This is a genomic window from Pseudomonas ogarae (assembly GCF_014268695.2).
GTDB lineage: Bacteria > Pseudomonadota > Gammaproteobacteria > Pseudomonadales > Pseudomonadaceae > Aquipseudomonas > Aquipseudomonas kilonensis.
The window spans coordinates 2,546,890-2,569,025 of sequence record NZ_CP077086.1 but is presented as its reverse complement, the minus strand read 5'-3'; the positions used below and the strand labels follow the sequence as shown (position 1 = coordinate 2,569,025).

Here is a 22,136-nt window from a genome sequence, read left to right as displayed (position 1 = left end):
TCAATGCCCGGTTTGTGGGGCGAGCGTGGCAAAGGCAATCGGCGCCGAACGAGCCAACCCGCCGCGGCACTTGAGCACGCGCAATTGCGCAGGCCGGGTATCGATGGCGATGCGCAGCGCCGCCGGCGACGGGTTGATGGCCTCCTGGATCGAGCGCCAGGCGAACGCCAGGGTCTGACCGGTTTCCGCCGCCACTTGCAAGCGGCGCAAGGCCCGGTCATCCGCCTGGCGGGGCCAGCACAGGACCGCACCACAACTGCCCGAACGCAGGCATTGTTCGGTGGCCCACAGGGCATCGCGCTCATCGGCGCGGATCACCGACAACTGGCGCAGGTCGACGCCAGCGTTCTGCCAGGCCTGGGGATAGGGCACGAACGGCGGCGCCACCAGCACGATCCGCTCTCCCGCCGCCGACAGCCGCGCCAGGGTCGGCCACACCAGTTGCAACTCACCCACGCCCGGCGCGGCGATGAGCAGTTCCGTCAACGCCGCTTCCGGCCAACCGCCACTGGGCAACGCTGCATCCAGTGCCCCATGGCCGGTGGGTTGCGGGCTGGCGGCCGGCGGCGCAGGCCGACCCTTCCAGACCTGGCCGCCGTTGAACAGCGTGTCCAGCGCAACGACAGCGCCCATCAGCCTTGCCTCACCAAGCCACAGAACACCCCTTCTATCGCCAGGTCCTGGTCGGCCTCGACGATGATCGGCTGGTAGGCCGGGTTGCGCGGCAGCAAGCGCACCCGCTCGCCGATGCGCTCGAAGCGCTTGATGGTGACTTCACCGTCCAGGCGCGCCACGACGATCTGGCCGTTGGAGGCCTGGGGTGTGCGCTGCACGCCCACCAGATCACCGTCGAGAATGCCGTCCTCGATCATCGAGTCACCCTGGACTCGCAGCAGGTAATCCGGCGCCTTGGAGAATATCGCCGGGTCCAGCATCAGGCGGCTGTGGACCTCGGCGTCGGCGCCAATCGGCCGCCCGGCAGCCACTCGCCCCAGCACCGGCACGTCCAGCAGCTCGGGCCGTGGTGGCTGGTTCAGCAAGCGGATACCCCGGGCCTGGTGCGGATTGACCTCGATAAAGCCGGCTTCGGTCAGCGCCAGCACATGCTTGCGCGCCACACTGCGGGAGGCAAAACCGAACGCCTCGCTGATTTCAGCGAGGCTGGGAGGCTGGCCCTGATCGGCGATGCGTTCGCGGATGAAAGTCAGGATGGCGGTACGGCGGGGGGTGAGAGTCGTCATGGAGTACATTTGTACTCTTCCGGGATTTTTCTGACAAGCGCCGCCAGTCAGTTCACAACTCGGGGCCGCTGCGCAGCCCAGCCGGGCGGTGCGACGTTTGGCTAAATCCCCTCGCCACAGGCTCATCGTTATCTTAGCCAACAGCATTCGCCTGTGAGAGCGAGCTTGCTCACGATAGCGGTGGATCAGTTTGCAGTGATGTTGACTGTGCCGACGTCATCGCGAGCAAGCTCCCTCGCCGCAGGCTCAGGGCAACAGCAGCCCCTGCTCCCGTTCGCACAGCTGCACCACGTAATCCCACAGCACCCGCAAGCGTACGGATTTGTGCAGTTCGCGGCGGGTACTGATCCAGTAGCTGCGACGGATGGTTTCGTCCGGCAGCAACCGCACCAATGTCGGGTCGCCGCTGGCCATGTAGCACGGCAGCACAGCGATCCCCAGGCCCGAGCGCGCGGCCTGTTGCTGGGCGATGACGCTGGTGCTGTGGAACACCACCCGAGGGTTGCGGCAAAAGCTGTTGAGGAACATCAGTTCCTGGCTGAACAGCAGGTCGTCGACATACCCGATCCAGGCATGGCGGGCCAGGTCCTCGCGGCTGCGCAATGCTGGCGAGCGGTCCAGATAGGCCTGGCTGGCGTACAGCGCCAGGCTGTAGTCGGTGAGTTTGCGGGTGACCAGCAGGTCGGCCGCCGGGCGCTCGAGGTGGATGCTGATTTCCGCCTCACGGTTGAGGATGCTGACAAAGCGCGGCACCGCCACCAGTTCCACTTCCAACCCCGGATAGCGCTGGAACAGCCCGTCCATGCGGCTGGCGAGGAACATGATGCCCAGCCCTTCGGTCACCCCCAGGCGGATCTTGCCCAGGGGCGCACTGGACTGGGTGATGTCCTCCTGGGCCAGCAACGCCACGTTCTCCATGGCTTCGGCGTGCTTGAGCAGCGTCTCGCCGGCCGGGGTCAGTTCATAACCCTGGGCATGCTGGACAAACAGCGCGGTGCCGAGGCTTTTCTCGATGGCCTCGATGTGCCGGGCCACCGTGGCGTGGGTGGTGTTCAGGCGCCGTGCAGCCGTCAACAAACGCCCGCTGCGTTGCAGTTCCAGGAAATAGCGCAGGTCATTCCAGTCGAACATGAGGCGATCCTTGAACGCGTCTGAAGGCGGAGCTGTTTATAAACGCACAGCGGCTGCGCAAAAACTAACATTCTTTTGACGAAAACTAACAACTAGGATGGACCCTACAAAAACAAGAATGAGGTCGCGAATGCAACCTGTCGTCGATGAATTCGATTACGTGATCGTGGGCGCCGGCCCTGCCGGATGCCTGCTGGCCAATCGGCTTTCGGCCAACCCGCAACACCGGGTGCTGCTGCTCGAAGCCGGCGGGCGCGACAACTATCCGTGGATTCACATCCCGGTCGGCTACCTGTTCTGCATCGGCAACCCGCGTACCGACTGGTGCTTCAAGACCGAAGCACAACCGGGCCTGCAAGGTCGCGCCTTGAGCTACCCACGCGGCAAGGTCCTGGGCGGCTGCTCCTCCATCAACGGCATGATCTACATGCGCGGCCAGGCGGCGGACTACGATGGCTGGGCCGCCGAGGGCAATGCTGGCTGGGCCTGGGAAGACGTACTGCCGCTGTTCCGCCAGAGTGAAAACCACTTTGCCGGCGCGTCCGAATTCCACGGCGCCGACGGCGAATGGCGGGTCGAACGCCAGCGCCTGTCATGGCCGATTCTCGATGCCTTCCGCAGCGCCGCCGAACAAAGCGGCATCCCCAACGTCGACGACTTCAACAGCGGCGACAACGAAGGCTGCGGCTACTTCCAGGTCAACCAGAAAGCCGGGGTACGCTGGAATGCGGCCAAGGCGTTTCTCAAGCCGATTCGCCACCGCGCCAACCTCACGGTATTGACCGACGTCGAGGTCGACCGCGTGTTGCTGCGTGACGACCACGCCCACGCCGTCAGCGCGCGCTGGCAAGGCAAGGGCATGACCTTCAAGGCCCGCAAGGAAATTGTCCTGTGCGCCGGAGCCGTTGGCTCGCCGGGCATCCTGCAACGCTCCGGGATCGGCCCGCGCAGCCTGCTGCAACGCCTGGGCATCGGCGTGACCCATGAATTGCCCGGTGTCGGCGGCAACTTGCAGGACCACCTGCAACTGCGGCTGATCTACCAGTTGGAAAACGCCCGCACCCTGAACCAGATCGCCGGCACCCTGTGGGGCAAGATGGGCATGGGCCTGCGCTACCTGTACGACCGCAGCGGCCCGCTGTCCATGGCCCCCAGCCAACTCGGCGCATTCGCCCGCTCGGGTCCGGAGCAGGCCTCGGCCAACCTCGAATACCACGTACAACCGTTGTCCCTGGAACGCTTCGGCGAACCGCTGCACAGCTTCCCGGCGTTCACCGCATCGGTCTGCGACCTGCGCCCGCAAAGCCGTGGCCGGGTGGACATTCGTTCGGCCGACCCGCACGAAGCGCCACTGATCCAACCCAATTACCTGAGCCACCCCGAAGACTTGCGGGTCGCCGCCGACGCCATCCGCCTGACCCGACGCATCGTCGCGGCCCCGGCCCTGAGCGCGTTCAAACCGGTGGAATACCTGCCGGGCCCCAGCCTGCAAACCGAAGATGAGTTGCACCAGGCCGCCGCCCGGATTGGCACGACGATTTTCCACCCGGTCGGCACGTGCCGCATGGGCCAGGATCGCGACGCGGTGGTGGATGCGCAACTGCGTGTCCACGGCATCAAGGGCCTGCGCATCGCCGACGCCTCGATCATGCCGCGCATCACCTCGGGCAACACCTGCTCGCCGACCCTGATGATTGCCGAGAAGGCGGCGCAGATGATGCTTGAGGCAGATACCAGAATCACCACGTCCCAAAAGGAGCCGGCCACGGTCTGAAAAACAACAAAAGTCCCCCTGTGGGAGCGAGCTTGCTCGCGATAGCGGTCTGTCTGCCACGCATAGGTTGAATGTGCCGCCGCTATCGCGAGCAAGCTCGCTCCCACAAGGGGATGAGTCGATTCAAGGAAAGTGTGTCAAATCAGGAGACGCCACCCCGGCGTCGCAGTGGAACAACAAAAACAATCACTGTGAGGGATACCGCTATGTCCGAGCATGTTCAGCCCCTGGAAGCCACGCGCAGCGTCGGCACCAGCCAGGAAACCCAGAAAGTCATCTTCGCCTCGTCCCTGGGGACGGTGTTCGAGTGGTACGACTTTTTTCTCTATGGCGCCCTGGCGGCGGTGATCAGCAAGCAGTTCTTTGCCGGGGTCAACGACACCACCGCGTTCATTTTCGCCCTGATGGCATTCGCCGCCGGTTTCATCGTGCGGCCGTTCGGGGCTCTGGTGTTCGGTCGGTTGGGGGATATGATCGGGCGCAAATACACGTTCCTGGCCACCATCGTATTGATGGGCCTGGCGACGTTCTGCGTCGGCCTGCTGCCCAACTACGCCAGCATCGGCATCGCCGCGCCGATCATCCTGGTGGTGTTGCGCATGCTCCAGGGCCTGGCCCTGGGCGGTGAGTACGGTGGCGCAGCAACGTACGTTGCCGAGCATGCGCCAATGGGCAAGCGCGGTTTTCATACCAGCTGGATTCAGTCCACGGCCACCCTCGGGCTGTTGCTCTCGCTGCTGGTGGTGCTGGGCTGTCGCTACTTCACCGGCGATCAGTTCGAAGTCTGGGGCTGGCGCATTCCGTTCCTGCTGTCGATCCTGCTGCTGGGCATCTCCACCTGGATTCGCCTGAGCCTGCATGAGTCGCCGGCCTTCCTGAAAATGAAAGAAGAAGGCAAGTGCTGCAAGGCGCCGATCCGCGAATCCTTCGGCAAATGGGAAAACCTCAAGGTGGTGCTGATCGCCCTGTTCAGCATCAACGCCGGGCAAGCGGTGACCTTCTATGCCGCGCAGTTCTACGTGCTGTTTTTCCTCACCCAGTTCCTGAAGATGGACCCGGCCCTGGCCAACAGCCTGCTGATCGTCAGCGTGGTGATCGGCGCACCGTTCTTCATCTTTTTCGGCTGGCTGTCGGACAAGGTCGGGCGCAAACCGGTGCTGATGATCGGCCTGCTGCTGGCCACCGCGCTGTACTTCCCGATCTTCAAGACCCTGGCCCATTACGCCAACCCGGCCATCGACCAGGCGAGCCGCCAGGCACCGATCACCGTGATCGCCGATCCGGCCACCTGCACCTTCCAGTTCGACCCGGTGGGCAAGGCGCGTTTCGACAGCCCTTGCGACAAGGTCAAGACCTTCCTGGTCAAGCAAGGCCTGCCCTACAGCAGCGTTGCGGCCCCGGCAGGCAGTTCCGTACAGGTCAGCGTCGGTGACGTGACACTCGAAGGTTACGACGAAGCGGCCCTGCGCGGTGCGGTGACCCTGGCGGGCTACCCGCAACAGGCCGACGCCCAGCAGATCAACCGGCCGATGATCGTGGCCTTGATCGTGGCGCTGATCATCATCTCGGCGATGTGCTACGGACCGCTGGCGGCGTTGATGGTCGAACTGTTCCCAACCCGCATTCGCTACACCTCCATGTCCCTGCCCTATCACATCGGCAACGGTTGGTTCGGCGGCTTCCTGCCCACCGTGTCGTTCGCCCTGGTGGTCTACACCGGGGATATTTTCTATGGGCTGTGGTACCCGGTGGTGATCACCGGGGTGAGCCTGGTGGTGGGCATGATCTGCCTGCGGGAAACCCGGAACGTGGACCTGGATAAAAACTGAGGACGAAACCGTGGCGAGGGCAATGGCGCCCTCGCCAGCGGCTCAGAAGCGTGCCTTCATGGTCATGGTGAAGTTGCGCGGCTCACCGTAATAGTTACCGAAACCCTCGGTGCCGATGGTGGTGTAGTAGCGCTTGTCGAACAGGTTGTTGCCATTGAGGGCCACCGACCAGGTGTCATCGATGCGGTAGCCGACGCGGCCATTCCACACGGCATAACCGGCCTGAGTGATCTTCTCGCCTGTCGCCGGCGATACGCGGAAGTTGTCGCTTTGGGCATTGACCCCAGCGCCGACACTGAACCGTTCCAACGCCCCACCTAGGGCATAATCACCCCACAGACGCAGCACATGGCGCGGCACGTAGCTGTTGAACGAACCGCCGTTGAGGCTCGTGTCTATGTCGTCGAGGGTCTTGGTCTGGGTGTAGGTGTAGCCGGCAAGCAGTTGCAAGCGCTCGATGACTTCACCGCTGATCTCGGCTTCGAAACCCTGGGCGCGAACCTTGCCGGCGTTCTCATAGCAAAAACCGTCCGAGGATGCACAGGTGGAGAAGTAGTCGGTCTGGGCCTGGTCTTTCTGCACCGTGCGGAACAGGTTGAAGGCGCTGTTCAGGCGGCCCTCGAACCATTCCCCCTTGATCCCCAGCTCATAACTCTCGCCCACCAGGGGCTTGAGCGCCGAGCCGCTTTCGGAGCGATAGTTGCCCTGGGGCGTGAAGATATCCGAATAACTGGCATAAGCCGTCAGGTGCTCATTGAGGTCCAGCAGCACGGCGGCAAACGGCGTGACCTGGCCCGTCTCCGTGCTCTTGGCGTGCTCCGAACCACCCGTGAGAAACACCGAGTCGGTCTTGGAACGGTACCAGCTCACCCGACTGCCGACGACAAAGGTCAACGGGTCCGCCAGTTTCAGGCGCAGGGTCGAATACATGCCTTGCTGCTGGGTAACGGTCTTGACCGGGCCACCGCGCGTCGAGTTTTCGATGAAGTAACTGTCGTCCGGTTCGGGAATATGTCGATCCGGATCGAACACGTTCTGCTTCTGTGGCAGCAGTGCCACCGAGAAGAAGTCATCCTTGTCCGAACGACTGGCGTTGAAACCCACGATCAATTCATGTTGCTGCCCCAGGGCGTCGAACTTGCCGTCCAGGTAGGCGTCGAGGCCGTAATCGACCTGGTCGTAGTCGTACATGCTGCCCAGCAGGTTGGTGGTCGAGGTGCCAGGCGTCACCGAACCCGATGCAAAGGCGTATTTGATGTCCTGGGTGTTTTTCGTATAGACACCGGCGACCTTCACCGCCCAGTCGTCATTGAGCTGCTGCTTGAGATCGCTGAACACCGTGGTGCGCTGGCTGCGCCAGGTATTCCACGATGGATCCAGGCAAGTGGAACGGCTGAGTTTCAGATTGTTGCCGTCCCGGTAGCGAGGAAGCCCGCCCCAGCAAGGGCTTGCATCGACGTCTTCATAGGCAACGCCCACGCCGAGCGTCGTGTCGGGCGACAGATCGAAATCCAGGGCACCGTAATAAATCTGGTCCTTGCGCCGGGCATCGTCGTAGAAAAAATGCCGGCTCTGCTCGGCGATCACCGCCCTGCCCCGCACGGTGCCGGAATCATTCAGCGGGCCACCGGTATCGACCTGCCCGCGGTAGTTGTCCCAGGTCCCCCCCGAGAGGCTGAGTTCGGTCTGGGCCGTGGCCTGGCCGCGTTTGCGCACGAAATTGACGCCACCGGAAGTACCGCCTGCGCCCTTCATCATCCCGGCGGCGCCGCGCAGGACTTCGACACGGTCGTAATAGGCCATGTCGCTGCTGAAACTGTCGGCCTGGACATAGCTGTTGCCCATGTCCAGTGGAACGCCGTCGTATTGATACTGACCGGACATCCGGAACCCACGGGAATAGAAATACTTGCCGCCCATGGTCGAGTCGTAGACGGTGATGCCGGGGGTCTTTTCCATCACTTGATCGATGGTGTTGAGATTCTGGTCATCGAGCATCTTGCGGGTGATCACCGTCACCGACTGCGGCGTTTCGCGCAGGGTATGCGCGCCCTTGCCGATGGTCACCGCGCCCGTCGTGTAGGAGCCACTGTTCTCGGTGGTCGCCCCGAGCATCTGAGCCTCGATGCTGGTGGCTCCCAGTTCCATGACCGAACCGTTGGCGGGCAGCCGACGCAGCACGTACGTGCCGTTGGCCTGGGGCTCAGCTTGCAGGCCGCTACCGTCAAGAATGCGAGCGAAGCCGTTACCCACGCCGAAAGAACCTCTCAGGCCGGGCGATTGCAAATCCTCCAGTTGCCGGGCATCAAACGACAGGGCGACACCGGCGGCGCTGGAGAAACGGGTCAGCACATCCACCAGGCTGCCGGCGCCGATATCGTAGGCCTGCACCGAGCGCTGCTGCGCCGAGGCGCCTGGAACCGGGTTGGCATTCACGGCCGTGGCGCCGACGGTGGTAACCGCCAGCAAGCCGATTTTCACTGCAAACACCAGACGGCCTGGCGCGCTTACCCAAGGCATATTTCCCCTCCCCCAAAACGGTCGATAAAAACTCACTGAGGAAGAGCCGAACGATGAGGATGAAAAGTGCAGGACCGGATTTTTTTATTACACAGCGTCACCGCCGCTCGCCACCTGCGACCTGGATCCAGAATCGGCTGTAGCGCGTCACCCGCAACGAAAAGCCGCTCTCCAACGCCGCCAGGGCGAGGTCAGTGTTATCGACAGGAAACACACCGGACACCTTCAAGTTGCCAATCGCCGGGTCCCAACGCAGCACACCGGGGCGGTAGCGCGACAGCTCATCCAGCAGCGCCGCCAGAGGACGGTCGATGGCGATGATGCTGCCCCTCTGCCAGGCACCGACCGACACATCGTTGCCACGTAACGAGCCCAGCGACCGCTCATTGAAAACCAGGCGCTGGCCGGCTTCGACCCGCATCCTTGCTCCAGTCGCCAGCAGGCTCACCTCGACCGCTTTCTCCAGCACCGCCACTTCGCCGCCTCGCGCCTGACCACGGACGATAAACCGCGTGCCCAGCGCAAGCACCTCGACCGGCCCTGTCACCACTTTGAACGGACGCCGCAAGGGATCGACCGCCGTCGTCACGAGCACCTCACCCCGCAACAGCTCCAGGAGCCGCTGCTGTCCATCGAAACGAACATTGACCGAGGTATCGGTGTTGAGCAGGACCGTGCTGCCATCAGCCAGTTGGAATTCGCGACGCTCGCCCACGGCGGTGCGGTAATCGCAAAACAGGTTCTGGCTTGCCTGGCTGCGCCAGCCCAACCAGCCCAGGCCGCCAGCGGACGTCAGCAGCAAGGCGCTGCGCAACACCTGGCGGCGGGATCGACGGTGGGTGTCGCTCAAGGTCGGTGCGGCCAGGGCGCCGGGGACGCTTGCCATCTGCTCGGCCACTGCCGCCATGCGTTGCCAGGCCTGGCTGTGCAACGGATCGGCAGCCAGCCAGGCGCGCCAGTCGGCCCGGTCCGCGTCGGTGCTGATGCCGGAATGCAGCCGGGCGTACCACTGCGCCGCCACGCGAATGGCGTTCAACTCTTCAGGGGGCAGGTTCATGAAAGCTGCAGTTGAATCTGCATCAGGCAGCAATGCTCCATGGCCTTGGCCATGTGATTGTTGACCGTGCGTACGCTGACCCCCAGGCGTTCGGCAATTTGTGGGTACGTCAGGCCATCGAACTGCGACAGGATGAACGCCTGCCTGACCCGCGGTCCCAGCCCCAGGAGCAAGCGGTCGATCTCCATCAGGGCCTGGAGCATGATCGCCTGTTCTTCCAGCGAGGGGTGCTGCTCTTGCGGCATGGCCGCCAATACTTCGAGGTAGGATTGCTCCAGCGAGCGACGGCGAAACAGATCGATCAACAGTCCTTTGGCGATCATCGACAGGTACGGTCGTGGCTCACGGATATCCAGCGCAGTGCGCGCCTTGATGACCCGCACAAACGTATCCTGGGCAAGGTCCGCGGCATCGAAGGTGTTGCCCAAACGCTTGCGCAGCCAGCCCTGGAGCCAACCGTGATGATCACTGTACAGAACGTCGACAGCACTGCGTAGGGACAGATCGTTGGCGGACATGGCAATGGAATAATTCGCGACTGATAATGACTCGCATTGTCATGGAGCCTATCGCCGCTTGCAACCCAAACGTGTCCGGCCACCCCCACTCGCTGGAATGGCTCAGTTCATGGAGTGACTTTTCACCGTGCTTTCCACCAGGTCCAGCATCTGTCCCAGTGCCCAGGGCTTGGCGATGAACGAAGCGTGGTGCTTGATTCCAGCACTTTCCGGCGTCTCGAAGCCGGACATGATCAGCAGCGGTATCTGCGGCCAGCGGTCTCCCGTGAGGTTGGCCAGGTCCGCGCCATCGATCTTGCCGGGCATGGTGATATCGGTGAGCAACAGGTCGACGTAATGGGCGCTCTCTTCGAGGAACGTCAACGCCGCGTCGGCGCTTTCCCGAGGCTCCACGACGAACCCTTCTTCCTCGAGTATTTCACAGAGGAATTCCAGGATGGTCGGATCATCTTCCACAACGAGAATCAAACGTGTAGTCGCCTGGCCGTTGCCATTTGGCATCGAATTCATGAAAGTGACTCTCCTTGACCTCATAAAACCTTCTTTGCGGCAACAACCGCCTTGAAGTTATGAGCAATCCCCCTGCGAGAAATTCATTCTGTGTGTCAACAGGCCGCCGAATGTCATGCCAGAGCCGCCCTGGCAACGCAGCGCAACGCTTTTTATCTGTATATCCATACAGATAAAACTTGCCCTGGCACGCATCCATGACCATGCTACAACCCCATGAAACCTGCTCAGGAAAAGGGCGCTATGCAGCTGTACCTGTGTGAAAAACCGTCCCAGGCCAAGGACATCGCCGCCGTGCTCGGTGCCACGCGCCGTGGCGACGGTTGCTGGCTGGGCCCTGGCATCACGGTCACCTGGTGCATCGGCCACCTGCTGGAAACCGCCCCACCCGACGCCTACGACGCGCGCTACAAGCGCTGGGTCTTGGCCGACCTGCCCATCGTACCGGCCCAATGGAAAATGACCGTCAAGCCGAAAACCGCCAGCCAGTACAAGGCGGTCAAGCGCCTGCTGGGGGAAGCGAAGGAATTGGTGATCGCCACCGACGCCGACCGCGAAGGCGAAATGATCGCCCGGGAACTGGTGGAACATTGCCGTTATCGCGGGCCGATCCGGCGGCTATGGCTCTCGGCCCTGGACGAAGCCTCGATCCGCAAGGCCCTGGCCGCCCTCAAGCCGGGGGCCGAAACCTTCAACCTGTACCACTCGGCGCTGGGCCGTTCCCGGGCCGACTGGCTGATCGGCATGAACATGAGTCGCCTGTTCACCTTGCTGGGGCGCCAGTCCGGCTACCAGGGCGTGTTGCCGGTGGGCCGCGTGCAGACGCCGACGCTGCGCCTGGTGGTGGACCGCGACCGCAGCATCGCCGACTTCGTGCCGGTCGCCTACTGGGCCATCGACGTGCAGCTCAGCCACGAAGGCACGGCGTTCACCGCCCAGTGGCGCGCTGATCCGGACGCCTGCGACGACCAGGAACGCTGCCTGAACCAGGCCCTGGCCCGGGACGCCGCCCAAGCCATGGCCAACGCCACCACCGCCCGGACACTGAAGGTACGTACCGAACGTCTGCGCGAAGCGGCACCATTGCCCTTCGACCTGGGCACGCTGCAGGAAGTCTGCTCGAAGAAACTCGGCCTCGGCGCCCAGGAAACCCTGGACATTGCCCAGTCGCTCTACGAGACCTACAAGCTCATCACCTACCCTCGCAGCGATTGCGGCTTCCTGCCCTTGAGCCAGCACAGCGAAGCACCGGCCATCCTGGCCGCCCTCGCCCAGGCCGACCCAAGCCTTGCACCGCTGCGCGAGCACCTGCAGCCGCAGCGCAAGTCCCGGGCCTGGAACGACGCCAAGGTCAGCGCTCACCACGGCATCATTCCCACCGCCGCCGCCAAAAACCTCGACAAACTCGCCGGCAAGCAGCGCGCGGTCTATACGCTGATTCGCGCACGCTACCTGGCGCAGTTCCTGCCCAACCACGAATACGACCGGACCCAGGCCGACTTCGACTGTGCCGGCCAGGCGCTGCGTGCCGTGGGCAAGCAGATCGTCGAACCTGGCTGGAAACGCGCCTTGCCCGAAGCTCTGGCACCGGCCAGGGGCCGTGAAGCACCGACGCCGCAGACGCTGCCGGCACTGAGCGAAGGTCGCGATTGCGCCGTGGACGAGGTGAAACCCAAGGACCTGTGGACCCAACCGCCCAAGCCGTTCACCGAAGGCGACCTGATCAAGGCGATGAAGAACGTCGCCAAGCTGGTGGAAGACCCGCTGCTCAAGCAGAAGCTCAAGGACACCACCGGCATTGGCACCGAAGCGACCCGGGCCTCGATTATCCAGGGGCTGCTCGACCGCGGTTACCTGGTGAAAAACGGCAAGGCCCTGTCCGCCACCCCGGCGGCCTTCAGCCTGATCGACGCCGTGCCCCGTGCCATCGCCGACCCGGGCACCACGGCCATCTGGGAGCAAGCGCTGGACATGGTGCAAAGCGGCGAAATGAGCCTGGAGGAATTCGTGACCCGGCAAGCCGCCTGGATGAGCAAGCACGTCGCCCGCTGCCAGGGCATGAGCCTGACCATCAGCGGCCCAGCCAGCCCCGCCGGGCGCGGCGCAACGCCGTGGAAAAACAAACGCAAGCCGACCAAGCGCAAGACCAGCGGCGCACCGCGCAAGCCGAGCAAGGCCAAGGCCACCTGAGCACTGACTCATCAATGAGGCGGCGAAAGTCTCCTTGTGGCGAGGGGATTTATCCCCGCTGGGGCGCGAAGCGGCCCTAAACCCCAACACCTCGTGTATCAGGCAGATTAAGTCGACTCACTTGGGGCTGCTTCGCAGCCCAGCGGGGATAAATCCCCTCGCCACAGATCTGCAGTTCGCCCCCTTTCGCCAATTTTTCATACCCAAACCATTTTGTCCGACAATATGTAGTGATCAAAAATAATCACTACAAAACCGTTGACGCCTCCGATTTGCCCTTGCATGATGCAGACGTCTCCCCGATCGGGAGTACAGGCAACTGTTTGAGCAAGCTCGTCTGACCGCCGAGCTGTTTTTTGGATAAGGGACTGCCCACAAGGCAGATTGAAGGTGCTGACCTGGCCTGACCGTCCGGTAACAAGGACGAGAAACGTCGGTGAAGATCCTCATGACGCGCGTGGTTCAACCCTCGAAAGTTGACACTGCCTGAAGATTCTTCGCTGTTTCTCTTCGTTGTAGCGCATCTGCGTAGCAGCCCTTCGATAACACTACACAACCGATGCACGACCCCGTCGAAGTTCGACGGAAGAATGCTGACGGCCTGGTTTCGGTAGCAGGCAGGTACTTACCGAATAGCGAAGTTTTTGCGAACCACCAGACAGATCAACCAAATGGTCAAGGGGCTTACACATGAATCTGAATAATCAACCATCTATTGATGAACTGGCTCGCATATTCGCAGCACACAAGGACACGCTCGACAACCATATCCTGTGGATCAGCAAGACTGGCCAGGTGCATATGGACTGCCTGTCGCCCTACACCCGCGAAGACGAGTTCGAAAAGAACACGCAAGAGCTGGGTGCCCGGCTGAAGATGTACCGCCGTGGCCAGGGCTACGTTGGCAAGAAGGCTGCGGCAGACAAAGACTTCATCGGTCGCGTGTTGCAAACGCTGACCCAGGCCTGGCAGTCGATGCAGAGCACTTCTGAGGTTCGGGTCATCGACCGCCTCTGCTGATCACCACTCAACAAAAAGGCCCGCTCCTGGATCAGGAGCGGGTTTTTTTTGTGAGGCAGGCTCTAGAACACCGACCAGCCGATCCGCTGGCTCATCAACTCCAGCGCCGCCATGCCGGCCAGGGAGTTGCCGGCGACGTTGAGCTCAGGCGACCAGACGCACACCGTGAACCGCCCCGGCACCACGGCGACAATCCCGCCGCCGACCCCGCTCTTGCCCGGCAGGCCGACGCGATAAGCGAAATTGCCGGCCTCATCGTACAAGCCGCTGGTGGCCATGATGGAGTTGACTTGCTGGGTTTGCCGGGCGGTGAGTATCTGTTCGCCGCTGTGCTTGCAGAACCCGTCGTTGGCCAGGAAGCAGAACGCTCGCGCCAGGTCGACACAGCTCATCCGCAGGGCGCAGTGGCTGAAGTAACTGCGCAGTACCGCTTCCACATCGTTATGGAAATTGCCGAACGATTGCATCAGGTACGCCATCGCCGCGTTGCGGGCGCGGTGCTGGTATTCCGATTCGGCGACCTTGCCGTCCACCATCACCTGTGGATTACCCGACAGACGGCGTACGAAATCGCGCATCGACAACGCCGGGGCGGCGAAACGCGACTGGTTGATATCGCAGATCACCAGCGCGCCGGCATTGATGAACGGGTTGCGCGGTCGACCACGTTCGAATTCCAGTTGCACCAGGGAATTGAACGGTTGGCCAGACGGCTCATGGCCCAAGCGCTCCCAGATCGCCTCGCCGGAATGCCCGATGGCCTGCACCAGGCTGAACACTTTGGAAATACTCTGCACCGAAAACGCTGTTTCGGCGTCGCCGGCGCAATACAACTCGCCGTCGTTGCCATACACGGCAATACCCAACTGGTTGGACGCTACGGTGCCCAGGGCCGGAATATAGTCGGCCACCTTGCCCTGACCAATCAGGGGGCGAACCGTATCGAGGATCTCGTTCAACAGTGCTTGCATATGCGCGGGGTCCAGTCATTCCCCGTTCGAGTGCGGGGATACAGACGCTAGACGCTGGTGGGCGGGATCAGAGCACACTGATTATCAAGCTTCAGGCACACAACCCCGTGGCGAGGGAGCTGTGGGAGCAGACTTTGTGGGAGCAAGGCTTGCCCGCGATGAAGATCACACGGTCTATCTGGAACCGAGTCGCCGGTTTCGTGGGCGAGCCCTGCTCTCACAGGATGCAAGCGTTTTCATGGGCGCTGGTCATCAAATCGAGCGGTCTATAGTTCAAAGGATCAATCGGCAGGAGTAGACGATGCGTCAGGTCATGCAAAAAGAACCCTGGTGGGCCTCGCCGCCCAAGCCCGGGCAGGATGAAAGTGAGCTGGAATGGGGCTGGCTGGTGATCTACAGCGAAGGCGAGCCGCGCTTCGAATTCATCAAGGAACGCCCATCGGACGAGCAGATCCGCCAGCGCAAGGGTTGTCGCGTCACCCTCGGGTCAGAATGAGTCGGCCCGTCACGGCTTGATGTCCGGCAATGCCACCGCTCGATTGGCCAGGTCCGCCTCCACCAGGTCGCCTTTAATTTCCTCGTCCAGGTAATACACCGGGGCCATCACCCCGCTGAGGGGATGCTTGAGCGACTTGAACCATGCCTCATCGAACGCAGCGCTCAGGCTTTTGCGGATCTGCGCCTCCATTTCCGGCCGCTCGCCCTCGTGGATGATCGCGCGAATGCCCGCCACGCCCACCGAGATCAACGCCCCGGCCGCCTTCCCGGCCACGGCCGCCGCCGCGCCGGTCGCCCCACGCGTGGCAAATTGCGCCTCGATTTTTTCGCTGGTGCGTTGCGCCACCGTTGCGATCACCGCCTCCGATGGCCCAGCCCCTGTGTCAGCGGCCTTGTTGACGTGATCGATCAGGGCCGCATAAGCCGGCAGTGTGTTCAGCGGCTCGGTGTGAACCATCTCGTACAACGAAGCATCACGCGCCGGCGGCGGCCCCAGGCGGACGGCAGGAATGCCGTGCAGGCGCCGGTTCATCAATTCGTTCGGGATGCGATGGCGCAGGCCAATGACCTGGATCTGCTGATTGAGCAGGCGTAGGTAATAGCCCGTCGCGTTGGCCCTGATCGCCTCGGGATCAATTTCCACCGCCACCGGTTCCAGCACCTGTTCACGATATTGTTCTTGCAGGTAGACCGCCAGGCGCCTGGCCGAGGAATCTGCCTCACCCTCGGCGCTGGCGGCGTACCAACTGACCTTCACCGCCAGCCACTCCTGGGTCCAATAGCTGCTGAACCAGGGAATGAACTCAGCCTCGGTGCGTTCATAGACCAACACGCGCCAGTGCTCCATCGACCCGCGCGCGTAGAGGGCCGCCTGTTCGATAGCGCTTTTCGACGCCGCGATGATCTGCTGGTCCACCTGTCGCCAAGTATCCTGGGCTATCACTACCGTGGCGACCGGTTGGCCGCGCTGTGACGTGGCGCACCCCGCCAGAACGAGCATAACGGCCAACATCAGCGAACGCAGCACAGTCGCGCCACCCCGGATTCAGGTCATCCACGGGGTTGAGTATAGGTCGCGGGGGACGGGGCCTGGTCTAAACACAAAGCTCCCACAGGATCTGATCCAACAGGTCTTGGGCAAAGCCTTCACCCCAACGCCGTGTCGAGAAACATCATCACCGCAAAACCCATCATCAAGCCCAGGGTGGCCGGGGTTTCATGGCCATTGCGGTGGGTCTCGGGAATCACCTCGTGGGACACCACGAAGATCATCGCCCCCGCCGCCAACCCCAGGCTGATGGGGTACGCGACGGCGACGCCCGACGACATGCCCAGGCCGATCACCGCGCCCAGCGGCTCCATCAACCCCGAACCGACCGCGATGAGCGCGGCACGCAAGGCGCTGATACCGGTGACGCGCAGCGCCATGGCAATGGCCAGGCCCTCGGGGATGTCCTGGATGGCGATGGCGGTGGTCAGGGGCAAGCCGACCTTGAAGTCGCCGTCGGCAAAACTGACGCCGATGGCCATGCCCTCCGGCAAGTTGTGCAAGGTGATGGCAAGCACGAACAGCCATACGCGATTAATGCGCTCGGCCTGGGGCCCACGTCGGCCACTGAGTTCGTGCTCGTGCGGCACGAAACGGTCCAGGCCGATCATCAGGGCGACCCCTAAGCCCAGGCCTACCACGACGACAAACGCGGCAAGCAACTGGTTGCCACAGATGATTTGTGCCGCCTCGATACCTGGCAGGATCAACGAGAAAGAACTGGCGGCGAGCATCATGCCGGCGGCAAAACCGAGCATGATGTCCTGGGTCCGCGAGGCGATATCGCGCAACACCACAGCCATCAACGCCCCCAGAGCGGTAGCGGCAAAACCCGAGGTACCGCCCAGCACCGCGTAACCCAGGTTCTGACGGTCGGCGCCGACCAGGGCGTTGTAGCCGCTGTAAAGCAGCAATGCAGTCACCAACGCCAGCCCGAGCCAGAACGTCACCCCCAACAACAGGTTGTCTTGCACGGGGTTCAGCCAGGTGCGCCAAGGGGATCGAATCCGGGAGGTGGGCTGGTCCATCGAAGGTCCTTACGGGTCTTGACCAAAACATGGCTGATCGTGCGCCTAAACGGTGGCAACGATCAAACGTAATATCCAGGCAAGGAAACGCTGCCCCCGCCGTTTTTATAGTCGGAGGAAGTAACAGGGTGATTTATCTTTTATTCAATGAACAAGATAAACGGTTCTCGGCTCAACAATTAACGAACATCTTTTAATGAATAAGGCGAAAGACTGTAAAGCCCGACAGTAGTTTAAACCCGGCAAACCCGACTATATAAACCAATGGGGCCCCATGCCATGGGCACGGGGCTTGCCATGTCACCGGGCATTATGAATCACGGCCGCCGCCGCGGCTGTTCTCACCGCCTTTTCTACCCGCTTCGGAGGCTTTCTCCCGGTCGTTGGCAAAGTTGCCGCCCGAGGCCTGGCCACCTTTGCGGCCGGCTTCCGAAGCCCGCTCAGGGTCATTGGCAAAATTACCGCCCGAGGCTTGCCCGCCCTTGCGGCCGGCTTCTGCGGCACGCCCAGGGTCGTTGGCAAAGTTACCACCCGAGGCCTGCCCTCCCTTGCGCCCGGCCTCGGATGCACGCTCAGGATTATTGGCGAAGTTACCACCTGATGCATGGCCGCCCTTTTTCCCGGCTGCCGATGCCTTTTCACGATCGTTAGCGAAATTGCCAGGATTTTTATTTCCTGTATTAGCCATTTCATTCACCTCGTTTAGTTGATATCAACGAGCCTTGCTGGCTCGTCTTATTCGGAAAACATGACGCCGACAAGGTTTTAAGAGAAGTCTGCAAACGGCGACGAGTGGTCAATGTCGTTATTTACATCCCTGCTGCCTCGGCCCTTATTGCAACAGGCTACTAAACAAGCAGGGATCGATTTGCCGCCCTGAACACCGAAACTTCATCCAGCTCGCTCCCACATGGGGCCATGTCGCGCCGGCCCCCGTTGCAGCGGTCTCGAAGGCACCGTCAGGAAGAGCCCACCATCAACTGGACCTCAAGGTTGGCCGTCGCCACACCGTGGTTTGCCACATACACATCGGCGGTCCAGCCCTTGGTCTGGTTGTGATAGGACTGAGTGCCCAAGGCCGTGCCGCTGTCCCACTCCAGGATGTCGCCAATATCGATGTCATTGGCCGAACGCAGCACGAGCACGGTATGGCTGTGCTCCTGCTCCACGTACACACCCACCATTGCGCGCGGTCGATTGATGGCCCGTACTTCACCGATGGTCTGCTTCATAAGCCTCCTCTGCGACAGGTTCAGAGCGACCGAAACACCCGATTGCTCTTTCACACATAAGTGTGGAGGCCCCTCCGGCAAGGAAAGTTTGCAGAACAGCGCCGCTGAGCGACGAAAGGCGTGACGCAGGCCCCGTGCTCGACAGTGCTACCCTCAACGAATCCAGGCCCACGGAGAACCCCCATGCCGGACGATTTCCATCGCGAACCGCTCGATCAGTTGCAGGCGTACCTGGCCGGACGCCGTTTCCTGGTGCTCACCGGTGCCGGCATCAGCACCCCTTCGGGCATCCCCGACTACCGCGACAGCGACGGTGTACGCCGGGGTCGACAGCCGATGATGTACCAGGAGTTCCTCGCCCAGGCCGAGGCACGACGGCGCTACTGGGCGCGGGCGATGCTGGGCTGGCCACGGGTGAGACAGGCCAGGCCGAACGTGGCTCACGAAGCCTTGGCCGAGTTGCAGGCACAGCAACGCATCACCGGCCTGATTACCCAGAATGTCGACACGCTGCATGACCAGGCCGGCAGCCAGGACGTCATCGAACTGCACGGCAGCCTGCATCGCGTGCTGTGCCTGGATTGCGGCCAGCGCAGCGAACGACAGCAGATTCAACAGTTGATGGAAACCGAAAACCCTTACCTGGCCGGTGTCGATGCGGTGCAAGCGCCCGATGGCGACACCCTGCTCGACACGGCCTTCGAAGCGCGCTTCCAGGTGCCCCGCTGCCCTCACTGCGGCGGCGAGCGGTTGAAACCCGACGTGGTGTTTTTCGGCGAGAACGTCGCCCCCCCTACCGCGTCCCGCGCCATGCAAGCCGTCGAGCAAGCGGACGGCCTGCTGGTGGTGGGCTCATCGCTGATGGCGTATTCGGCGTTTCGCCTGTGCCGAGCCATCAAGGACCAGGGCAAGCCGCTGCTGGCGATCAACCGGGGCAAGACCCGGGCCGATGAGCTGCTGGACCTCAAGCTGGAAGAGCCGTGTGAGCAACTGTTGCCACTGTTGATCTGACACCACGCAATACCCTGTGGGAGCGGGCTTGCTCGCGAATGCGGTGTGTCAGTCGATATCTGCGTAGCTGACACACCCCTTTCGCGAGCAAGCCCGCTCCCACAGGGGCATTGTGGTTACTTCGGTATCAACTGCGCGCCCAAATCCTGATCCCTGAGCGTATCGAACAACGCCTGCGCCGCCGCCGACAGTTCATGCCCCGGCTTGGTCAGCACCCCGATGGCCCGTTCGATCACCGGATCGCTCAAGGTGATGCAGCGGGCACCCAGTTCATGCATCTGCCCGACGCACAGCGCCGGCACGGCACTCACCCCCAGCCCGCTGGCGACCATCCGCCCGACGGTCGCCAACTGGTGGCTCTCGAACTCCACAGGCAGTTTCATGCCCCGGGCCTGCAGATGTTCCTCCAGCATCACCCGTACGGTGGAGGGTCGTTGCAGCGTGATGAAGGGCTGCTCCAGCAGGGTTTCCCAGTGGATTTCGTCGCGCTGGGCAAGCGGTGAGTCCAGCGGCACCACCGCGACGAAACGATCGAGATACAAGGGTGTGAACGCCAATGACGAACCCTGCATCGGCTCGAACGCCACGCCCAATTCGACATGACGATCACGCACCATTTCCAGCACCTGTTCGTTGATCACGTCGTTGACCGTGACGTTGACATTCGGGTAGCGGGCGCGGAAGGTCTTGAGGATCGGCGGCAACAGGTTACCGGCAAACGACGGCATCGCCGCCAACGTCACACGGCCGCGCTGCAAGGTGAAGCGCTGGCGCATTTCGTCCTCGGCGTTGTCCCAGTCGGCAATCAGCCGTCGGGCCAGTGGCAGCAAGGATTCGCCTTCGGGGGTCAGCGCCACGTTACGGGTATTGCGGCTGAACAAGCGACCGCCGAGGCCTTCTTCCAGGGCCTTGATGGTCAGGCTAAGGGCCGACTGGGACAGGTGCAGCCGCTCGCAGGCCACGGCAAAGCTCAGGCTCTGGGCCACGGCGAGGAAGGCGCGGATTTGCTTGAGGGTCATGCTCGCTATGCTCCAAGGCCTATTGTTGAGTTTTATCAATCAATCCAACCTAAAAATCAACTTAACAAATATATGACTTGGCGCAACACTGCATCCCATTGCGACCCCATCAAGAATAAAAGAGGTGTCTATGGCAGGTTTCGACAAACGCGTGAGCTCTTATGAGGAAGCGCTGGAAGGCTTGAAGGACGGCATGACCGTCATTGCCGGCGGCTTCGGCCTGTGCGGTATCCCGGAAAACCTGATCGCCGAGATCAAGCGCAAGGGCATCCGCGACCTCACCGTGGTGTCCAACAACTGCGGCGTCGACGGTTTCGGCCTCGGCGTGCTGCTGGAAGACCGGCAGATCCGCAAGGTGGTCGCCTCCTACGTGGGCGAAAACGCCCTGTTCGAGAAGCAGCTGCTCAGCGGCGAAATCGAAGTCGTACTCACCCCCCAAGGCACCCTCGCCGAAAAAATGCGCGCCGGTGGCGCAGGCATCCCGGCGTTCTTCACCGCCACCGGCGTCGGCACCCCGGTGGCCGAAGGCAAGGAAGTGCGTGAATTCCATGGTCGCCAATACCTGATGGAAGAATCCATCACCGGCGACTTCGCCATCGTCAAAGGCTGGAAGGCCGACCATTTCGGCAATGTGATCTATCGCCACACCGCGCAGAACTTCAACCCGCTGGCCGCCACGGCGGGCAAGATCACGGTGGTGGAAGTCGAAGAAATCGTCGAACCCGGCGAGCTGGACCCGACGCAGATCCACACCCCAGGCATCTACGTCGACCGGGTCATTTGCGGCACGTTCGAAAAACGCATCGAACAGCGCACCGTGCGCAAGTGATCCCCTGCCCCCCGGCCCGAATGAAGGAATAACAACATGGCACTTTCCCGCGAACAAATGGCTCAACGCGTCGCCCGCGAAATGCAGGACGGCTATTACGTGAACCTGGGCATCGGCATTCCGACCCTGGTCGCCAACTACATTCCCGAAGGCATGGAAGTCATGCTGCAATCGGAAAACGGCCTGCTCGGCATGGGCGCGTTTCCCACCGAAGCCGAAGTCGATGCCGACATGATCAACGCCGGCAAGCAGACCGTTACCGCGCGCATCGGCGCGTCGATCTTCTCTTCGGCCGAATCGTTTGCCATGATCCGTGGCGGCCACATCGATCTGACCGTGCTCGGCGCGTTCGAGGTGGATGTCGAAGGCAACATCGCCTCGTGGATGATCCCCGGCAAACTGGTCAAGGGCATGGGCGGCGCGATGGACCTGGTGGCCGGTGCCGAGAACATCATCGTCACCATGACCCATGCGTCCAAGGACGGTGAGTCGAAACTGCTGCCGCGTTGCAGCCTGCCGCTGACCGGCGCCGGATGCATCAAGCGGGTGCTGACCGACCTCGCCTACCTGGAAATCCAGGACGGCGCCTTCATCCTGAAAGAACGCGCTCCGGGCGTCAGCGTCGAGGAAATCGTCGCCAAGACCGCCGGCAAATTGATCGTGCCGGAACACGTGCCTGAAATGCAGTTCGCTGCCCAGTGAGGAGAGAT

21 protein-coding genes are annotated in these 22,136 nt (G+C 62.2%); 8 read left to right on the top strand and 13 right to left on the bottom strand.

Translation table 11 applies throughout. The features are described from left to right. The 3 genes from imuA to HU749_RS11440 form a co-directional block, all read right to left on the bottom strand. Entirely contained in the window at window positions 1–633 is a 633-nt protein-coding gene (gene imuA / locus HU749_RS11450) for a translesion DNA synthesis-associated protein ImuA (RefSeq protein WP_046062069.1), read from the bottom strand. After that, window positions 633–1,250 carry a transcriptional repressor LexA gene (gene lexA, locus HU749_RS11445; RefSeq protein ID WP_014338660.1) on the bottom strand — a complete coding sequence of 206 codons (618 nt, stop codon included), beginning with the start codon at window positions 1,248–1,250 and terminating at the stop codon, window positions 633–635. The genes imuA and lexA overlap by 1 nt, the downstream gene beginning before the upstream one ends. 237 nt (window positions 1,251–1,487) lie before the next feature. Beyond that, a complete protein-coding gene (locus HU749_RS11440; protein ID WP_014338655.1) occupies window positions 1,488–2,372 on the bottom strand; it encodes a LysR family transcriptional regulator in 885 nt (294 codons plus the stop codon). A 130-nt stretch (window positions 2,373–2,502) separates the two neighbouring features. On the opposite strand from HU749_RS11440, the gene HU749_RS11435 reads away from it, so the two are divergent. Both HU749_RS11435 and HU749_RS11430 read left to right on the top strand, forming a co-directional pair. Then, window positions 2,503–4,146 (top strand): GMC family oxidoreductase, encoded by a 1,644-nt coding sequence (locus HU749_RS11435; RefSeq protein ID WP_079302469.1) that lies wholly within the window; start codon window positions 2,503–2,505, stop codon window positions 4,144–4,146. Window positions 4,147–4,352: 206 nt separating this feature from the next. Continuing rightward, complete coding sequence (locus tag HU749_RS11430; RefSeq protein ID WP_014338653.1) at window positions 4,353–5,975, top strand: MFS transporter; 1,623 nt, start codon at window positions 4,353–4,355, stop codon at window positions 5,973–5,975. Between the two features lie 42 nt (window positions 5,976–6,017). Here HU749_RS11430 and HU749_RS11425 read toward each other — a convergent pair whose 3' ends face one another. From HU749_RS11425 to HU749_RS11410, 4 genes are all read right to left on the bottom strand, one after another. After that, window positions 6,018–8,495 (bottom strand): TonB-dependent siderophore receptor, encoded by a 2,478-nt coding sequence (locus HU749_RS11425; RefSeq protein WP_186650647.1) that lies wholly within the window; start codon window positions 8,493–8,495, stop codon window positions 6,018–6,020. Window positions 8,496–8,592: 97 nt separating this feature from the next. Then, window positions 8,593–9,552, bottom strand: a complete 960-nt coding sequence (locus HU749_RS11420; RefSeq protein ID WP_079302466.1) for a FecR domain-containing protein — start codon at window positions 9,550–9,552, stop codon at window positions 8,593–8,595. After that, window positions 9,549–10,070 carry a sigma-70 family RNA polymerase sigma factor gene (locus HU749_RS11415; RefSeq protein WP_003200143.1) on the bottom strand — a complete coding sequence of 174 codons (522 nt, stop codon included), beginning with the start codon at window positions 10,068–10,070 and terminating at the stop codon, window positions 9,549–9,551. The genes HU749_RS11420 and HU749_RS11415 overlap by 4 nt, the downstream gene beginning before the upstream one ends. A 102-nt stretch (window positions 10,071–10,172) precedes the next feature. Further along, window positions 10,173–10,580 (bottom strand): response regulator, encoded by a 408-nt coding sequence (locus tag HU749_RS11410; protein ID WP_003200142.1) that lies wholly within the window; start codon window positions 10,578–10,580, stop codon window positions 10,173–10,175. 243 nt (window positions 10,581–10,823) lie between these two features. Between HU749_RS11410 and HU749_RS11405 the strand changes: the two genes are divergently transcribed. Then, window positions 10,824–12,770, top strand: coding sequence for a DNA topoisomerase III (locus HU749_RS11405; RefSeq protein WP_186650645.1), 1,947 nt, complete (start codon window positions 10,824–10,826; stop codon window positions 12,768–12,770). A 690-nt stretch (window positions 12,771–13,460) separates the two neighbouring features. Beyond that, the gene (locus HU749_RS11400; RefSeq protein WP_014338648.1) at window positions 13,461–13,790 is read left to right on the top strand and encodes a hypothetical protein; all 330 of its coding nucleotides are present in this window, start codon (window positions 13,461–13,463) and stop codon (window positions 13,788–13,790) included. A 62-nt stretch (window positions 13,791–13,852) separates the two neighbouring features. Here HU749_RS11400 and glsB read toward each other — a convergent pair whose 3' ends face one another. After that, window positions 13,853–14,761: a glutaminase B gene (glsB, locus tag HU749_RS11395; protein WP_014338647.1), complete on the bottom strand. Its 909-nt coding sequence runs from the start codon at window positions 14,759–14,761 to the stop codon at window positions 13,853–13,855. Window positions 14,762–15,062: 301 nt separating this feature from the next. Between glsB and HU749_RS11390 the strand changes: the two genes are divergently transcribed. Further along, window positions 15,063–15,257 (top strand): hypothetical protein, encoded by a 195-nt coding sequence (locus HU749_RS11390; RefSeq protein WP_018611361.1) that lies wholly within the window; start codon window positions 15,063–15,065, stop codon window positions 15,255–15,257. Window positions 15,258–15,266: 9 nt separating this feature from the next. On the opposite strand, the gene HU749_RS11385 is transcribed toward HU749_RS11390, so the two are convergent. The 4 genes from HU749_RS11385 to HU749_RS11370 all read right to left on the bottom strand — a co-directional run bounded on the left by HU749_RS11385 (window position 15,267) and on the right by HU749_RS11370 (window position 18,567). Then, window positions 15,267–16,286 carry a hypothetical protein gene (locus tag HU749_RS11385; RefSeq protein ID WP_186650644.1) on the bottom strand — a complete coding sequence of 340 codons (1,020 nt, stop codon included), beginning with the start codon at window positions 16,284–16,286 and terminating at the stop codon, window positions 15,267–15,269. Between the two features lie 119 nt (window positions 16,287–16,405). Continuing rightward, the gene (locus HU749_RS11380) at window positions 16,406–17,335 is read right to left on the bottom strand and encodes a ZIP family metal transporter (protein ID WP_063322037.1); all 930 of its coding nucleotides are present in this window, start codon (window positions 17,333–17,335) and stop codon (window positions 16,406–16,408) included. A gap of 310 nt (window positions 17,336–17,645) precedes the next feature. Further along, complete coding sequence (locus HU749_RS11375; protein ID WP_079302463.1) at window positions 17,646–18,023, bottom strand: con-10 family general stress protein; 378 nt, start codon at window positions 18,021–18,023, stop codon at window positions 17,646–17,648. Between the two features lie 271 nt (window positions 18,024–18,294). After that, on the bottom strand, window positions 18,295–18,567 hold the full coding sequence (locus HU749_RS11370) for a hypothetical protein (RefSeq protein ID WP_079302462.1): 273 nt from the start codon (window positions 18,565–18,567) through the stop codon (window positions 18,295–18,297). 183 nt (window positions 18,568–18,750) lie between these two features. Here HU749_RS11370 and HU749_RS11365 point away from each other — a divergent pair, with 183 nt between their 5' ends. After that, complete coding sequence (locus HU749_RS11365; protein ID WP_095963025.1) at window positions 18,751–19,578, top strand: NAD-dependent protein deacetylase; 828 nt, start codon at window positions 18,751–18,753, stop codon at window positions 19,576–19,578. Window positions 19,579–19,694: 116 nt separating this feature from the next. Here HU749_RS11365 and HU749_RS11360 read toward each other — a convergent pair whose 3' ends face one another. After that, entirely contained in the window at window positions 19,695–20,597 is a 903-nt protein-coding gene (locus HU749_RS11360; protein WP_186650641.1) for a LysR family transcriptional regulator, read from the bottom strand. Window positions 20,598–20,727: 130 nt separating this feature from the next. Here HU749_RS11360 and HU749_RS11355 point away from each other — a divergent pair, with 130 nt between their 5' ends. Then, the gene (locus tag HU749_RS11355; protein ID WP_003200117.1) at window positions 20,728–21,426 is read left to right on the top strand and encodes a CoA transferase subunit A; all 699 of its coding nucleotides are present in this window, start codon (window positions 20,728–20,730) and stop codon (window positions 21,424–21,426) included. A gap of 36 nt (window positions 21,427–21,462) precedes the next feature. Continuing rightward, a complete protein-coding gene (locus HU749_RS11350; protein ID WP_025214593.1) occupies window positions 21,463–22,128 on the top strand; it encodes a CoA transferase subunit B in 666 nt (221 codons plus the stop codon). Window positions 22,129–22,136: the final 8 nt, after the last annotated feature.

Excerpts from the sequence above, each read along its gene's own strand:
- HU749_RS11440 (WP_014338655.1), bottom strand. The coding sequence starts at position 2,372 with ATGTTCGACTGGAATGACCTGCGCTATTTCCTGGAACTGCAACGCAGC.
- HU749_RS11415 (WP_003200143.1), bottom strand. The coding sequence starts at position 10,070 with ATGTCCGCCAACGATCTGTCCCTACGCAGTGCTGTCGACGTTCTGTAC.
- HU749_RS11435 (WP_079302469.1), top strand. The coding sequence starts at position 2,503 with ATGCAACCTGTCGTCGATGAATTCGATTACGTGATCGTGGGCGCCGGC.
- HU749_RS11405 (WP_186650645.1), top strand. The coding sequence starts at position 10,824 with ATGCAGCTGTACCTGTGTGAAAAACCGTCCCAGGCCAAGGACATCGCC.
- HU749_RS11400 (WP_014338648.1), top strand. The coding sequence starts at position 13,461 with ATGAATCTGAATAATCAACCATCTATTGATGAACTGGCTCGCATATTC.
- HU749_RS11430 (WP_014338653.1), top strand. The coding sequence starts at position 4,353 with ATGTCCGAGCATGTTCAGCCCCTGGAAGCCACGCGCAGCGTCGGCACC.
- HU749_RS11380 (WP_063322037.1), bottom strand. The coding sequence starts at position 17,335 with ATGGACCAGCCCACCTCCCGGATTCGATCCCCTTGGCGCACCTGGCTG.
- HU749_RS11360 (WP_186650641.1), bottom strand. The coding sequence starts at position 20,597 with ATGACCCTCAAGCAAATCCGCGCCTTCCTCGCCGTGGCCCAGAGCCTG.
- HU749_RS11365 (WP_095963025.1), top strand. The coding sequence starts at position 18,751 with ATGCCGGACGATTTCCATCGCGAACCGCTCGATCAGTTGCAGGCGTAC.
- HU749_RS11425 (WP_186650647.1), bottom strand. The coding sequence starts at position 8,495 with ATGCCTTGGGTAAGCGCGCCAGGCCGTCTGGTGTTTGCAGTGAAAATC.
- imuA (WP_046062069.1), bottom strand. The coding sequence starts at position 633 with ATGGGCGCTGTCGTTGCGCTGGACACGCTGTTCAACGGCGGCCAGGTC.
- glsB (WP_014338647.1), bottom strand. The coding sequence starts at position 14,761 with ATGCAAGCACTGTTGAACGAGATCCTCGATACGGTTCGCCCCCTGATT.
- HU749_RS11370 (WP_079302462.1), bottom strand. The coding sequence starts at position 18,567 with ATGAAGCAGACCATCGGTGAAGTACGGGCCATCAATCGACCGCGCGCA.
- lexA (WP_014338660.1), bottom strand. The coding sequence starts at position 1,250 with ATGTACTCCATGACGACTCTCACCCCCCGCCGTACCGCCATCCTGACT.
- HU749_RS11355 (WP_003200117.1), top strand. The coding sequence starts at position 20,728 with ATGGCAGGTTTCGACAAACGCGTGAGCTCTTATGAGGAAGCGCTGGAA.
- HU749_RS11420 (WP_079302466.1), bottom strand. The coding sequence starts at position 9,552 with ATGAACCTGCCCCCTGAAGAGTTGAACGCCATTCGCGTGGCGGCGCAG.
- HU749_RS11375 (WP_079302463.1), bottom strand. The coding sequence starts at position 18,023 with ATGGCTAATACAGGAAATAAAAATCCTGGCAATTTCGCTAACGATCGT.
- HU749_RS11350 (WP_025214593.1), top strand. The coding sequence starts at position 21,463 with ATGGCACTTTCCCGCGAACAAATGGCTCAACGCGTCGCCCGCGAAATG.
- HU749_RS11390 (WP_018611361.1), top strand. The coding sequence starts at position 15,063 with ATGCGTCAGGTCATGCAAAAAGAACCCTGGTGGGCCTCGCCGCCCAAG.
- HU749_RS11410 (WP_003200142.1), bottom strand. The coding sequence starts at position 10,580 with ATGAATTCGATGCCAAATGGCAACGGCCAGGCGACTACACGTTTGATT.